This is a genomic window from Streptomyces sp. NPDC060000 (genome assembly GCF_042737375.1).
Classification (GTDB): domain Bacteria; phylum Actinomycetota; class Actinomycetes; order Streptomycetales; family Streptomycetaceae; genus Streptomyces.
Map to the genome: position 1 here is coordinate 83,839 of NZ_JBHWUU010000006.1, position 12,209 is coordinate 96,047.

11 protein-coding genes and 3 pseudogenes are annotated in these 12,209 nt (G+C 69.7%); 8 read left to right on the top strand and 6 right to left on the bottom strand.

Annotated elements, in window-relative coordinates:
- Window positions 1-88: 88 nt before the first annotated feature.
- Both ACFWBB_RS05525 and ACFWBB_RS05530 read right to left on the bottom strand, forming a co-directional pair.
- On the bottom strand, window positions 89-640 hold the full coding sequence (locus ACFWBB_RS05525; RefSeq protein ID WP_385267303.1) for a DUF4232 domain-containing protein: 552 nt from the start codon (window positions 638-640) through the stop codon (window positions 89-91).
- 156 nt (window positions 641-796) lie between these two features.
- Entirely contained in the window at window positions 797-1,327 is a 531-nt protein-coding gene (locus ACFWBB_RS05530; protein ID WP_385267306.1) for a hypothetical protein, read from the bottom strand.
- A gap of 211 nt (window positions 1,328-1,538) precedes the next feature.
- Between ACFWBB_RS05530 and rpmE the strand changes: the two are divergent.
- The 3 genes and pseudogenes from rpmE to ACFWBB_RS05545 form a co-directional block, all read left to right on the top strand.
- A pseudogene (gene rpmE / locus ACFWBB_RS05535) lies at window positions 1,539-1,667 on the top strand (50S ribosomal protein L31); the annotation flags it as partial.
- Window positions 1,664-1,981: pseudogene (locus ACFWBB_RS05540) on the top strand (cobalamin biosynthesis protein CobW); the annotation flags it as partial. The pseudogenes rpmE and ACFWBB_RS05540, both read left to right, overlap by 4 nt.
- 1,106 nt (window positions 1,982-3,087) lie before the next feature.
- Complete coding sequence (locus ACFWBB_RS05545) at window positions 3,088-3,306, top strand: DUF397 domain-containing protein (protein WP_052183895.1); 219 nt, start codon at window positions 3,088-3,090, stop codon at window positions 3,304-3,306.
- A 202-nt stretch (window positions 3,307-3,508) separates the two neighbouring features.
- On the opposite strand, the gene ACFWBB_RS05550 is transcribed toward ACFWBB_RS05545, so the two are convergent.
- Window positions 3,509-3,994, bottom strand: a complete 486-nt coding sequence (locus tag ACFWBB_RS05550; RefSeq protein WP_385267309.1) for an ATP-binding protein — start codon at window positions 3,992-3,994, stop codon at window positions 3,509-3,511.
- Window positions 3,995-4,368: 374 nt separating this feature from the next.
- Here ACFWBB_RS05550 and ACFWBB_RS05555 point away from each other — a divergent pair, with 374 nt between their 5' ends.
- The 3 genes and pseudogenes from ACFWBB_RS05555 to ACFWBB_RS05565 form a co-directional block, all read left to right on the top strand.
- The gene (locus ACFWBB_RS05555; RefSeq protein ID WP_356248180.1) at window positions 4,369-5,193 is read left to right on the top strand and encodes a helix-turn-helix transcriptional regulator; all 825 of its coding nucleotides are present in this window, start codon (window positions 4,369-4,371) and stop codon (window positions 5,191-5,193) included.
- Between the two features lie 123 nt (window positions 5,194-5,316).
- Window positions 5,317-6,777 (top strand): aldehyde dehydrogenase family protein, encoded by a 1,461-nt coding sequence (locus ACFWBB_RS05560; protein WP_385267311.1) that lies wholly within the window; start codon window positions 5,317-5,319, stop codon window positions 6,775-6,777.
- A gap of 86 nt (window positions 6,778-6,863) precedes the next feature.
- Window positions 6,864-7,065: pseudogene (locus ACFWBB_RS05565) on the top strand (ABC transporter permease); the annotation flags it as partial.
- An 8-nt stretch (window positions 7,066-7,073) separates the two neighbouring features.
- Here ACFWBB_RS05565 and ACFWBB_RS05570 read toward each other — a convergent pair.
- Entirely contained in the window at window positions 7,074-8,480 is a 1,407-nt protein-coding gene (locus ACFWBB_RS05570) for a glutamate decarboxylase (protein ID WP_385267313.1), read from the bottom strand.
- A 30-nt stretch (window positions 8,481-8,510) separates the two neighbouring features.
- Window positions 8,511-9,794 carry an ion channel protein gene (locus tag ACFWBB_RS05575; protein WP_385267316.1) on the bottom strand — a complete coding sequence of 428 codons (1,284 nt, stop codon included), beginning with the start codon at window positions 9,792-9,794 and terminating at the stop codon, window positions 8,511-8,513.
- A 128-nt stretch (window positions 9,795-9,922) separates the two neighbouring features.
- On the opposite strand from ACFWBB_RS05575, the gene ACFWBB_RS05580 reads away from it, so the two are divergent.
- Window positions 9,923-10,684, top strand: a complete 762-nt coding sequence (locus ACFWBB_RS05580) for a MerR family transcriptional regulator (RefSeq protein ID WP_385267319.1) — start codon at window positions 9,923-9,925, stop codon at window positions 10,682-10,684.
- A 13-nt stretch (window positions 10,685-10,697) separates the two neighbouring features.
- On the opposite strand, the gene ACFWBB_RS05585 is transcribed toward ACFWBB_RS05580, so the two are convergent.
- Complete coding sequence (locus ACFWBB_RS05585; RefSeq protein WP_385267322.1) at window positions 10,698-11,063, bottom strand: YbjQ family protein; 366 nt, start codon at window positions 11,061-11,063, stop codon at window positions 10,698-10,700.
- A gap of 141 nt (window positions 11,064-11,204) precedes the next feature.
- Here ACFWBB_RS05585 and ACFWBB_RS05590 point away from each other — a divergent pair, with 141 nt between their 5' ends.
- Window positions 11,205-12,185, top strand: coding sequence for a DedA family protein (locus tag ACFWBB_RS05590; RefSeq protein WP_385267324.1), 981 nt, complete (start codon window positions 11,205-11,207; stop codon window positions 12,183-12,185).
- The last annotated feature ends 24 nt before the right edge of the window (window positions 12,186-12,209 follow it).

Genomic DNA, 12,209 nt, shown 5'->3' on the forward strand with positions numbered 1-12,209 from the left:
GCCCGGCAGACCCGACGTGGGTCAGCGCCCGGCAGGCAGTCGGGCTCAGTACTCGGCAGATCCGCTGTGGATGCGAGCGTTCGGTGGATCAGTCGCCCGCCTGCTGGAAGGCGCTCACCGTCGCGTCCGGCACCTTCTCGCTCTTGAGGCTGACATCGCCGTACGACCAGGGGAAGCTCTGGTCGGCCGAGGCGCCCGGCAGACCGTACTTCACCGTCTTGACGGCGAGGCTCTTGTCGCCGCCTTCCTCGCCCCGCACGTAGGTGATCGTGAAGGTGGTGGTGCCCTGCGCGGGGAGGGTGAGCGCCTGCGCCTCGGCGGCCTCGTCCTGGCCCACCGTCGCGGAGGTGCCGTCGGCGGTGAGTTCGACGGTGGGGAAGCCCTTCAGGGTGCACTCCGCGCCCTTGTTGGTGAGCGTGACGGTGACGTTGCCGCTGTCACCGGCGGAGGGCGCGGCATCGGCGGCGACTTCCTGACCGAGGTCGGCGGCGGCGCAGGCGGTGCCCGCGGGGGCGGTGGAGCCGGTGGTGCCGGCGCCCTTGCTCTCGCCGCTGTCGGAGCCGCTGTCGTCCCCACCGCCGCAGGCGGTGAGGAGCAGGGCCGCGGCGAGAGCGGCGACGGTGATGGGAACGGCGCGCATGAGTGATCCCTCGGGTTTCGTGACGGTGCTCGAAGGATCATCACGCACGCGCGCGGGCAACTGTCGCGCGCCCCCGCCCTCGTGACCCCTTCGCTACCGGAGACGGGGCAGCGGCTACCAACGGCCGGGCGTCGGTTGTCCGAGGTCGGGTGTCGGCTACCCGAGGCCGGGCGTCGGCAGTCCCGACGGCCACTGGCCGTCCTCCGCCTTGGTGAACGCCTCCTTGCCGACCGCACCCGACCAGGTGACCTCGAGAGACTTGGCGTCGACGGACCCGACCATGCCGGTCGTCCGGTCGCCCTTCCCGCTGGTGCACTTGAGGTGGATCATCTGCATGCCCGCCTCCTTGCCGGCGGTCCCGCTGCACACGGCCCCGCCGGTCACGAAGAGGGCGGCCTGCTTCCCGGTGATGATCAGGGCCACGGCCTTGCCGTCCGTCGTGGCGAGCCAACTGCCCTCCAGTTCACTGGAGGCGGAGACGGAGGACGAGGAGTCCGTCGCTCCGCTCGCGCCCCCTGTGTCTGCCGTCGTCGTCGCCGTCGGTGTCGCGGAGGAGCCGTTGTCGGACCCTCCGTCGTCACTGCACGCGGTCAGCATGAGCACGCCCGCCAGAGCGGCCGCCACGGCGGTGGCCGTGGCCCGCACCGGCCGACGGGACGCGCCCCGCGAGAAGTTCGCCGAAGTCACTGCAAGCTCCCAAGCTGTAGCCGGCCGGCCCGGTCGCCTGGACGGACCGTGAGGCCATGAGCACGGTAAGGACCGCAGCAAGCTACCAGCAAGCCTCGGCAGAACCCTGGGGACGACCTGTGATCCGCCGAAGGCCCGTGGACCGCGCCCGCGGGAGGCACGTGGACCGCGCCCGCCGAAGGCACGTGGACCGGCCACCGGGAAACGGTGACACCCCGTCGTCGACGTCGAGACCTCCGACGTCAGCCACCCCTTCTGCACCGGCACCGCCCGGGTCCTGGACACGGCCGGCCGGGTCGAGCGCTTCCAGCGCCGCTACGGGAAGCGGGGCGGGGAGTGAGCCTGTCGGTCGTGATCGTCGGCGGGCTGCACGTCGACGTCCGCCGGAGGACGGTCGCGCACCTGCTCGCCGACATCCCGGGCAGCATCGTCCTCCATCGTCCTCCACCATGACCTCGCGACGGCGGTGGCGGGCACGGGCGTACGGACCATCAGCGACGCCACCGGCATCCCGACGACTGCGCCTGCTGCGCCCTGCGCGAGGATCTCGTACCCGAGCTGCGCCGCCCCGCCGACGACGGCACGACGCGTCTTGCGATCGTCGAGCTCGCGATCGTCGAGCTGTGGGACTCCGTCGAGCCGAAGGCGATGGCCGGGTGCTGAGCCGCCACCCCTACTGGCCCGGGCAATCAGGAACGCCCGCGAAATGGCCCTCCTCGCGCCCACCCCCAACCCCCACTGACCCACCAGAGCAAGCCGGCCCCGGGGCAGGACAGCAGGCGGGGCAGCCGGCCCAGGGCAAGCCAGGCAGAGGCAAGCGGCCCGGGCAAGCCAGGAGGGCAGGCAGGGCAGGCACGCCAGAACAGTGTCCCGGGCGACGCAATTCCAGCCCCGCCCGTATCTGTCCTGTACGCGTCTGTCCGTCCACCCGCACCCCGCCCCCAAGCGGCGTCGGCCGTATCGCACGCCCCCACCACCTTCGTACGGCCAACCCTCCATCCGTACTGGCGAATCCACCTCCTCCGTCTACTCCACCTGGCCACCAAAACCCATCACAGGCCCGCCAACAGGCCCACCCGCTCCTCATACGCCGAGCCGCCTCGGCCCACCCCCGCAAGCGACCTCACCATCCTGCGCGGGGGTGGCTGTATGTCGCGGCCGGTCGTCGGCGCCGAGGAGGAACTCGTGCCCGGCCGGGGGCGCCGGGCAGGTCGGGTCGTGGCCGGACGGACAGGTACCGGCGGTTTCCGGTAGCGGGTGGGACGCCGGGGGCGGGCCGGCCGCCGCGCCGCCCGCCTCCCATTGCCGCCCGCGTACACCGTGCGCAGTCACATCCGGAGGCACCCCCTGCCGCGCCGAGCGGATGACGCGCATCCGGCGGAACCGCGCCTCCCGGGACGGCGTGACCGGCGCGAGCCACCCCCCTGCCGTCGATCCGATCGGAAGTCGACGGAACAGGAAGGCCGCGCCACGCGTCTGTTCCTAATGCACCGGTAGTTCGGTCCGGACGACTTCCCTGTGCGCCTCACGTCGACCGGTGAGCCGGACGTGCGGGGGCAGGTCACCGGGTAAAGCGGACGTCAAAGCTGTAACCACGCAGGCACCCCGCGTGCACGTGCATCTGCTCATGCGAGTGCATATGAACGGGGTTATGATCCGGGACAGTTGACCACGGCACCAATGGCCACACGAGCCAGTGCACCACCAGGGAGCGACCTGTGGACCACCACGTTGACGGGGGGCACGACGTGCACAACGGCATGACGGCCACACAGCTGTACGGGGTTGCCTGGCAGAAGAGCCGGCACAGCAACTCGCAGGGCTCGTGCGTCGAGTTCGCACGGCTGCCGGGCGGTGACGTGGCCGTACGCAACTCGCGCTTCCCGGACGGTCCGGCGCTCGTCTACACCCGCGCGGAGATCGAGGCGATGCTGCTCGGCATCAAGGACGGCGAGTTCGACCACCTGATCGCGAGCTGACGTCCCTGGATCTCCCCGGAAGTCCCCGTACGTCCCCGGACGTCTCTGGACCTCCCCGGACGTCCCCGGAAGCCTCCACTCCAGGCCGGAGTGCCAGGCCTGGACCCCAGGCAGGCACGACATCATCATAATGTCGGAATTATCGCTGGAAAACACTTTGCAACGCGCGTAGAACCGCGGCGTCAGAACACGCCGCGGTTCGTCATTCGGCGGGCGTGTGCAGCCGGAAGAGCGTCCAGACGACCTTGCCGCCCAGGCTGCCGGAGAGCGGATGCCAGCCCCAGCTGTCGGCGAAGGAGTCGACGAGGAACAGGCCGCGGCCCGACTCCGCCGAGAAGTCCTCACTCTCGCGCGGCAGCGGACTCTCGCGACTGGGGTCGCGCACCGCGCACACGAGCCGCTCGGTCCAGCGCATCAGGTGCAGACGCACGGGCGGATGCTGCTGATCCGGGACGTGCGGGACGTCGTCGGACGACAGCCCGTGTCTGAGCGCGTTGGTCACCAGCTCCGAGACGACCAGACAGATGTCGTCGAAACGGTCGCCGACGTCCCACTGGCCGAGGGTTCTCCTGGTGAACTGCCGTGCCTCGCGCACCGCTTCGAAGCGGGCGGGCAGAGCGCACGAGGCGGCGTTGGACACGGCCGCGGGATCAAGCGGCGGAAGGCCCTGCCGTAACGGCTCGAGCATGGTCGATCCATTCGTCCCCATGCGAGGCACTCCCGGGATTCGCGGTCGTTGCGATGCAGCGGTGGCGCGAGACCATGGTTTCCGATGCGCACTGCGGATGCAAGGGCAGATGCACGTGCACGTGACCGAAATGGACCCGCCCGTACCGCTTCTTGGCCATTTTTTCCGCCAACTTCCCGCCCATCAAGGGCGCTTCCCTTGCATTCCTTTCACTGGCCCCTCGCATCGCGCTGTACGTATCCTTTGGATTCTTTCCATCTCTGTAATCGGACGAGTACTGCTCGAAGTGTTTTAGTGGCAGACTGCGGCCCCTAGGACGGCTGGGGAGGCTGGCGAACGTGAGCGCGGGAGAGCCCGGATCGGTGGTGCGGCGGATGCTGCTCGGCTCGCAACTACGGCGACTGCGTGAGTCACGTGGCATCACGCGCGAGGCGGCGGGGTACTCGATCAGGGCGTCGGAGTCGAAGATCAGCCGGATGGAGCTGGGCCGGGTGAGCTTCAAGACCCGGGACGTGGAGGACCTGCTGACGCTGTACGGCATCTCGGACGACACCGAGCGCCAGGCGCTCGTCGGACTCGCCCGAGAGGCCAACGTGGCCGGCTGGTGGCACAGTTACTCGGACGTCCTGCCCAACTGGTTCCCCACCTATGTCGGCCTGGAGGGCGCGGCCGCGCTGATCCGGGCGTACGAGGTCCAGTTCGTGCACGGCCTGCTCCAGACCGAGGCGTACGCCCACGCGGTCGTCAGTCGGGGCATGAAGGGTGCGAACGCGGCCGACATCGACCGGCGGGTGGCGCTGCGACTGGAGCGGCAGAAGTACCTCGTCGCCGAGAACGCCCCCGACTTCCACATCGTCCTCGACGAGGCGGCCCTGCGTCGGCCGTACGGCGACCGCGAGGTGATGCGCGGGCAGCTCCAGCATCTGATCGAGATCTCCGAGCGCCCCAACGTGCGGCTCCAGGTCATGCCGTTCAGCTTCGGCGGGCACTCCGGTGAGTCCGGCGCCTTCACCATCCTGAGCTTCCCGGAGTCCGATCTCCAGGATGTCGTCTACCTGGAACAGCTCACCAGCGCCCTCTACCTCGACAAGCGTGAGGACGTCACCCAGTACGAGCAGGCGCTGAAGGAGCTCCAGCAGGACAGCCCCGGGCCGGACGAGAGCCGGGACCTCCTGCGCGGACTGATCCAGCTGTCCTAGGGATTCCCCTACGGCACCTCAGGTAACTTCCCCAACTCCCTTGAAACACCCGTACGATGACGTGTGATCAGATCGTGATGCCGATCGATCGCAGCCGATCGCAGCAGGGGATTGAGGGATCACATGTCGTCCTACTTCACGGACCTGGCTCAGCAGTACATCGACGGTAAGTGGCGTCCGGGGACGGGGTCCTGGGACATCATCGACTTCAACCCGTACGACGGCGAGAAGCTGGCCTCGATCACCATAGCCACGGTCGAAGAGGTCGACGACGCCTACCGTGCCGCCGCCCGCGTCCAGAAGCAGTGGGCCGCGACCAACGCCTACGCCCGCCGCTCGGTCTTCGAGAAGGTGCTGCGGCTGGTCGAGGAGCGCGAGGCGGAGATCAGCGAGATCCTCGTCGCCGAGGCCGGCGGCACCTTCGGCAAGGCCGCCTTCGAGCTGCACCTCGCCAAGGAGTTCCTGCGCGAGTCGATCCACCTCTCGCTGCGCCCCGAGGGCCGCATCCTTCCCTCGCCGATCGACGGCAAGGAGAACCGCGTCTACCGGGAGCCGGTCGGTGTCGTGGGCGTGATCAGCCCCTTCAACGTGCCCTTCCTGCTGTCGTTGAAGTCCGTCGCCCCTGCCCTGGCCCTCGGCAACGGTGTGGTGCTCAAGCCGCACCAGAACACCCCGATCGCCGGCGGCACCGTGATCGCCAAGCTCTTCGAGGACGCCGGTCTGCCCCCGGGCCTGCTGAACGTCGTCGTGACCGACATCGCCGAGATCGGCGACGCCTTCCTGGAGCACCCGATCCCGCGGGTCATCTCCTTCACCGGCTCCGACAAGGTCGGCCGCCATGTCGCCACCGTCGCCGCCTCGCACTTCAAGCGGTCGATCATCGAACTCGGCGGCAACAGCGCGTTCGTGGTCCTCGACGACGCCGACGTCGACTACGCGGTCGACGCGGCCGTCTTCAGCCGCTTCGTGCACCAGGGCCAGGTCTGCATGGCCGCCAACCGGATTCTGGTCGACCGCTCGCTCGTGGACGAGTTCACCGAGAAGTTCGTCGCCAAGGTGAAGACCCTCAAGGCCGGGGACCCGCGCGACCCGCAGACCGTCATCGGCCCGGTGATCAATTCCTCGCAGGCGGAGGCCGTTTCGAGCGTCGTCGAGCAGGCCATCGCGGAAGGCGCGAACGCCCTCCTGCATGGCACGACCACCGACAACCTCGTCGAGCCCTCCGTGCTGGCCGACCTGCGCACCGACTCCGCCCTGCTCCAGCAGGAGGTCTTCGGTCCGGTCGTCTTCATCAACACCTTCGACGGCGAGGAGGAGGCCGTCCGCCTGGTCAACGACACGCCGTACGGCCTGAGCGGCGCGGTCCACACCGCCGACATCGAGCGGGGCGTCGCCTTCGCCAAGCAGATCGTCACCGGCATGTTCCACGTCAACGACGCCACCGTCCACGACGAGCCGATCGTCCCCTTCGGCGGCGAGAAGAGCTCCGGAGTCGGCCGCCTCAACGGCGAGACGACCCTGGAGGCCTTCACCACCACGAAGTGGATCTCGGTCCAGCACGGCCGCAGCGGCTTCCCGTTCTGAGCCGCCCGCCCGTCGGATGCCCGGGCGCATGTCCGCCGGTGACGCCGAAGTGACACCCCTCAGGGCGTCGGGCGGCCGACTCCCTCGCCACCCCCGAGTCCATGCGGGGTGGCCGGGCACGGCCGTCGAGTGGAACCCGATGTCCCGGACGGCGACGGCCGTGCGCGAGCTGTTCGGCGGCCCCGGCGCGGACCCGCCCACCTGTGGGCGGCCGTCGCCCGGCCCGTGGCCCTGCTGGCGGTCTTCTTCCCGCTGGCAGTACGGAAGTTCACCCGCATGAGTCACTGAGCCGACGGTCAGTGGTGGAACCCGGTCGCCGCGCTCTTGTCCCGGGTCCGCGGACCCGACTGCCGGCGGAGTTCGGGCAGGAGCCGGGACAGGTCCTCCAGGAACAGGTCGGCGAGGTCCTCCGAGAAGCCGTTTCTGCACACGACCCGCAGGACCGACAGGTCCTCCCGGTTGGGCGGGAAGGTGTACGCGGGCACCAGCCAGCCGCTCTCGCGCAGCCGCCGTGAGATGTCGAAGACGTCGTACGAGTCCACCTCCGGCGCCGTCGTGAAGGCGAACACCGGCAGCTCGTCGCCCCGGGTGAGGAGCCGGAAGTCGCCGAGCGCCTCCACGCGGTCGGCGATGCTCCGGGCCACGTCCCGTGTGGTCTGCTGCACCGCCCGGTAGCCCGCGCGGCCCAGCCGCAGCAGGGTGTAGTACTGCGCGACGACCTGGGCGCCCGGCCGGGAGAAGTTGAGGGCGAAGGTCGGCATGTCGCCGCCCAGGTAGTTCACCCGGAAGACGAGCTCCTCCGGCAGGGCCTCCTTGTCGCGCCACAGCGCCCAGCCGACGCCCGGGTACACCAGCCCGTACTTGTGCCCCGAGGTGTTGATCGACGTCACGCGCGCGAGGCGGAAGTCCCACACCAGGTCCTCGTCGAGGAAGGGGGCGATCATCGCGCCGGACGCGCCGTCGACGTGCACGGGGATGTCGAGGCCGGTCCGCTCCTGAAGGGCGTCGAGGGCCGCGCACAGCTCCGCGATCGGCTCGTAGGACCCGTCGAAGGTGGAGCCGAGGATGCCGACGACCCCGATGGTGTTCTCGTCGCACAGCTCGGCCGCGGCCTGCGGGTCGAGGTGGAAGCGCTCCCCCTCCATGGGGACCAGACGGGCCTCCACCTCCCAGAAGTTGCAGAACTTGTCCCAGCAGACCTGGACGTTGACGCCCATCACCAGGTTCGGCCGGGCGCCGGGGTAGCGGTCGGCGTTGCGCCGCGCCCACCGCCGTTTCATCGCCATCCCGGCGAGCATGCACGCCTCGCTCGACCCGGTCGTCGAACAGCCCACGGCCGCCGACGGGTCGGGCGCGTTCCACAGGTCGGCGAGCATCGCCACGCAGCGCCGCTCCAGCTCGGCGGTGCGGGGGTACTCGTCCTTGTCGATCATGTTCTTGTCCCGGCACTCCGCCATCAGGACCCCGGCCTGCGGCTCCATCCAGGTGGTGACGAACGTGGCCAGGTTCAGACGTGAATTGCCGTCCAGCATCAGCTCGTCGTGCACCAGCTGGTACGCCGCCATCGGCGGAGTCGGGCCGTCCGGCAGACGGTGTTTGGGCGGCGCCTCCAGCATGCCGCCGACCGGATCGGCCTCGCCGAAGAAGGGGTTCACGGACAGTGGACGCTCGTCGGGCTTTTCGGGACCTTTGTGCAACGCCATGGAAGTGCCTCCTGAAGGATCGAACGGGTGTCAGCGGACCGGAGTTCCGTCCTCGCGCAGCTGCATCTGCGGCCGCCCCGTCACCAGCAGCCAGGCCGGCAGCGAGGCGATGCAGAGCAGGGCGATGACCGAGGCCGAGGCGACCAGGACGGCGGCGACGAACAGACTCACCCAGCCCTGCCGGGTGATGGCCAGCAGAACGCCCAGCACCCCGGCGGCCACGCCCACCGACGGATGGACGCCCGGCACGAGCGCATGGGCGGTGAGACCGAGGGCGGAGCCCACGAACACGGCCGGGAAGATCCGGCCGCCCCGGAAGCCGCAGGACGCGGCGACGAGCAGCGCGGTCAGTTTCACCACCGTCATGGTGGCGAACTCGCCGGCCGACCAGCCCTCGGGATCGGCCGCCAGCTCCCCGACCTCGTCCAGGCCCTTGAAGAGCGTCAGATGACCACCCAGGGCCCCCAGCAGGCCCAGCACGACTCCACCGAGCGGCAGCGCCAGCATCGGGTGCCGCAGCCGCGCGAACGCGCCGTGGACGTACGGGAAGGCGCGGACGGCGCACATGGCGAGCAGCGCGCCCACCGAGGCGACCACGAGCGCCGCCAGCAGATCCCCCCACCCGGGCGGCCCGAGCTCGGGCAGGTCCAGGTCGAAGGTCGGATGCGCCACCAGGGTGGTCGTCATCGAGCCGGCCGAGGCGGCGACCAGCGGCGCGAAGACGTTGTCCCACAGCGGGCCCTCGGTCTGCCGTCCCGCCAGCGCCTCGGAGATCAGCAGCGCCGCCGCCACCGGTGTACCGAACAGCGCGCCGATGGTCGCCGCCTCCGCGAGCACCACCCACAGAGTGCCCGGCGCCCGTGGCAGGACCCGGCGGCCCAGCCATACGGCCAGCCCCACGTTCACGGCGATGATCGGGTTCTCCGGACCCAGGCTCGGGCCGCCCGCCAGCATCAGCGCCGTCGCCGCCAGCAGCCCGGGGAGAACCCCCGGCGGCAGCACGCGCGCGTCCAGCCCCATCGTCGCCGGATCGGGGCCGGCGTGCCCCGGCACCTTCCACACCACGAGCCCCACCAGCACCCCGGTCGAGGTGAGCACGACGAGCATCCAGAGCACCGAGTAACGGCCCACGTCCAGCGCGTCCGGCAGGTCCTGCCACAGCACGTCCTCCAACTGCTCGGCCGCCCCCTCCACCAGCAGGAGCAGCAGGCTCGCCAGCACGCCGACGGCGAGGGCGGGCAGGATCACCGGCAGCAGAGCGCGTGCCGGTGTCGCCGGAGCGTTGGGCGCCTGCCGCGCGGTGTCGTGGGCCACGGGCTCACGATAAGCGGGCAAAACGGACATGACATCCGGACGGGAGACTGCCGGGGCGGAATCGTCCTTGCACCTCACGTGACGTCAGGACGCACGGTGGAGCGCGTAACCAGAAGGGAGCGGACGAAGTGAGCTACTCCGTAGGACAGGTCGCCGCATTCGCCGGTGTCACGGTGCGCACGCTGCACCACTACGACGACATCGGCCTGCTCGTCCCCGGCGGGCGCAGCCACGCGGGGCACCGGCGCTACGACGACGCCGACCTCGACCGGCTGCAGCAGATCCTGTTCTACCGGGAGCTCGGCTTCCCGCTCGAGGACGTCGCGGCCCTGCTCGACGATCCGGCGGCCGACCCGCGCGCGCACCTGCGCCGGCAGCACGAACTGCTGACCGCCCGGATCGCGCAGCTGGAGAAGATGGCCGCGGCCGTGGAACACGCGATGGAGGCACGCGAGATGGGCATCAACCTCACACCCGAGGAGCGGTTCGAGGTCTTCGGCGACAAGGATCCGGAGCAGTACGCCGAAGAGGCGGAGCAGCGCTGGGGCGGCACCGAGGCCTACGCGGAGTCGCAGCGCCGCGCCGCCCGCTACACCAAGGACGACTGGAAGCGCATGCAGGACGAGGTCTCCGACTGGGGAGCGCGCTACGAGGCGCTCATGGTCGCCGCCGAGCCGCCGGCCGGCGAGGCGGCCATGGACATGGCCGAGGAACACCGGCAGCACATCAGCAGGTGGTTCTACGACTGCCCGTACGAGACGCACCGCTGCCTGGGGGAGATGTACGTCTCGGACGAGCGCTTCAAGGCGTTCTACGACGCGATGCACCCGGGCCTCGCCGAGCACCTCAGGGAGGCGATCACGGCGAACGCGGCGCGGCGGACGGCGTAGGGGCCACTCGGGGCTATTCGCGGACCAGGACCACCGCGGTGCCGTACGCACACACCTCGGTGCCCAGGTCCGCGGCCTCCGTCACATCGAAGCGGAACATCAGCACGCCGTTGGCTCCACGCACGCGTGCCTGCTCGACGAGCCGTTCCATCGCCTGGTTGCGGGTCTCGACGAGGGTCTTCGTCAGCCCCTTGAGCTCACCGCCGATCATCGACTTGAGGCCCGCGCCGATCTGGCTGCCCAGATGCCGTGAGCGCACGGTCAGCCCGAAGACCTCGCCGATGACCTGCTCCACCCGGAACCCGGGCACGTCGTTGGTGGTGACGACCAGTACGTCCGGCTCGGGGCCCTGCCCGCCGCCGTAGTCTTCGATACCCATGGCTCACAGCTTCGTCCCAGAGGGCGCACAGTGCATCCCGGAGGCCTCCGTGGAACCTGGGACGGACACATTCCGTTGATAGCTTTGTGCGGCTGCACCATGGACGCCGTTCCTTCCCCCACCCCTCAGGAGCCCGGAACCGTGACGACGATCGCCCTCGGACCGAGCTGGCTGGACCCCAATACCCTGCTCGACAACTTCGGCCTCTGGGGCCTGTTGCTCATCGTCTTCGCGGAGTCCGGCCTGCTGATCGGGTTCTTCCTGCCCGGTGACTCCCTGCTGTTCACGGCCGGTCTGCTGATCACGTCGAACCAGCTGGACTTCCCGCTGTGGGGCGCGATCGCGCTGATCTGCCTGGCCGCGATCCTGGGCGACCAGGCGGGCTACATGTTCGGCAAGAAGGTGGGGCCGTCGCTCTTCAACCGACCGGACTCCCGGCTCTTCAAGCAGGAGAACGTCACCAAGGCGCACGAGTTCTTCGAGAAGTACGGCCCGAAGTCCCTGGTGCTGGCCCGCTTCGTGCCCATCGTGCGCACCTTCACGCCGATCATCGCCGGCGTCAGCGGCATGCGCTACCGCTCCTTCCTGGTCTTCAACGTCATCGGCGGCGTCCTGTGGGGCGCGGGCGTCACCCTGCTCGGCTCCTGGCTGGGCAACATCGACTTCGTCAAGAAGAACATCGAAGCGATCCTCATCCTGATCGTGCTGATCTCCGTGGTCCCGATCGCCATCGAGTTCCTGCGGGCCCGCTCGAAGGCCAAGAAGACCCCGCCGCAGGCCCCCGCGCAACACCAGCCCCACCAGCACCAGCCCCAGCCCCACGAGCAGCAGTACCAGCCCCACGAGCAGCAGTACCAGCAGCAGCCGGTCATGGACGACGCGACGACCCAGCTCCGCCGGATCGACCAGCACGACCAGCAGTACCAGTACGGCGGCCAGGACCAGAGCCAGAACCAGAACCAGGGTCAAGGTCAGGACCAGAACCACCAGAACGACTACTACGGCCGGCAGCCGTACCCGCAGCAGCAGTACCCCCAGGAGTGGCAGCAGCCGCAGCCGCAGCAGCAGCCGTACGGCGCTCAGCAGAACGGCCAGTACCCCTACGACAGCCAGGGCTACTAGAACCGCGCCCGGAGGGGCGTCGGA

Bases quoted from the DNA above. Each gene is read 5' to 3' on its own strand.
- ACFWBB_RS05525 (WP_385267303.1), bottom strand. From the start codon at position 640: ATGCGCGCCGTTCCCATCACCGTCGCCGCTCTCGCCGCGGCCCTGCTC.
- ACFWBB_RS05545 (WP_052183895.1), top strand. From the start codon at position 3,088: ATGACGGCCACACAGCTGTACGGGGTTGCCTGGCAGAAGAGCCGGCAC.
- ACFWBB_RS05550 (WP_385267309.1), bottom strand. From the start codon at position 3,994: ATGCTCGAGCCGTTACGGCAGGGCCTTCCGCCGCTTGATCCCGCGGCC.
- ACFWBB_RS05555 (WP_356248180.1), top strand. From the start codon at position 4,369: ATGCTGCTCGGCTCGCAACTACGGCGACTGCGTGAGTCACGTGGCATC.
- ACFWBB_RS05560 (WP_385267311.1), top strand. From the start codon at position 5,317: ATGTCGTCCTACTTCACGGACCTGGCTCAGCAGTACATCGACGGTAAG.
- ACFWBB_RS05570 (WP_385267313.1), bottom strand. From the start codon at position 8,480: ATGGCGTTGCACAAAGGTCCCGAAAAGCCCGACGAGCGTCCACTGTCC.
- ACFWBB_RS05585 (WP_385267322.1), bottom strand. From the start codon at position 11,063: ATGGGTATCGAAGACTACGGCGGCGGGCAGGGCCCCGAGCCGGACGTA.